The 1,219-nt window shown below is 21.7% G+C and carries 1 protein-coding gene; it reads left to right on the forward strand.

The window, feature by feature from the left end; all coding sequences use genetic code 11:
- A partial coding sequence (locus M983_RS16545; RefSeq protein WP_066753605.1) for an oligosaccharide flippase family protein occupies positions 1-1,113 on the forward strand: 1,113 nt, incomplete at its 5' end.
- Positions 1,114-1,219: the final 106 nt, after the last annotated feature.

Below are 1,219 nucleotides of genomic sequence, written 5' to 3' on the forward strand. Positions count from 1 at the left end.
AATAATGATATTGAAATACCTATATTGTTTAAAAGAATAAGTAAAAATAGAGATTCCGGTATTAGTCTAATGCTCTCGACAATAGAATTAAGAATTTTATTATATATATTAATATCTATTCTTTTTACTTTATATAGCATATATACCACAAAAGATCATATAACAATAATTTTTACAATATCGGTTGCTTTCTCTTATTTGTTTCTAGCTATTGACCATTATGCTATTTATTTTAATGCAATATTACAGTCAAAAATTAATGTTCTTTTTAACATTATAGGTATTTCAATATCATTATTATTACGATATTTAATCGTTCTATTTGAGTTAAATATAATATATTTTTCAATTCCAATTATCCTTACGACCTTATTACCTTTTATATTTAGATGTATCTATTTTCATAGAAAAATAGCGCTAAAGAAAATAAAAAAAAGGAAACCATATATTATTTATTTAATGAGACAGGGTTTACCTATATCAATATCAAATGTTTCAATTTCAGTTTATTCAAAAATATCTCAAATTTTCCTTTCTTTATTAATATCTAACTATGCTCTAGGAATATATACAGTAGCATCAACACTAGCCTATGCTTGGCTATTTTTACCACAAGCAGTAATAACATCTTATTTTACAAAAATATATAGTAAAAATAATAAAAACGAAATATTACAATTAACTGCTTATCTTAATTTATTTATTATTTTTATATCTGTATTATACTTAATATTTATATATTTTTTTGGAGAAAAAATAATCTTAATATTATATGGAATAGATTACATTGAGTCAGCTAATATAATTTTTTATTTGTCAATAGCCTCTGTTTTCTCTAGTTTAGGCATTGTTTCATATCGCTATATAGTTGCTTTTTCTGGGTATTCATTTCTTTCTAAAAAAATGTTTTTTACTTCTTTTTTGGGTATTCTGTTAACGTATGTTTTAATAAAAGAATATGCTATTACTGGTGCCGTATTAGCTAGTATTTTAATTGAAATTGTTTCCCTTACAGTATTTAATTATTTTTTTAAAAATAAATTAGTTTTTTTTATGCATATAAAAACAATTTATATAATTTTTAATTTTTCAAAAAAACATATAAAAGAGTAAAATTAAAATGAACAAATTAATTGAATCACATAGAACTCCTTTAGTATCTGTAATAATTCCTACATATGGAAGACCTCATTTTCTAGAAAAAGCTTTAGATAGTATA

Origin of the sequence: Proteus myxofaciens ATCC 19692, assembly GCF_001654855.1 — a bacterium.
GTDB classification, from domain to species: Bacteria; Pseudomonadota; Gammaproteobacteria; order Enterobacterales; family Enterobacteriaceae; genus Proteus; species Proteus myxofaciens.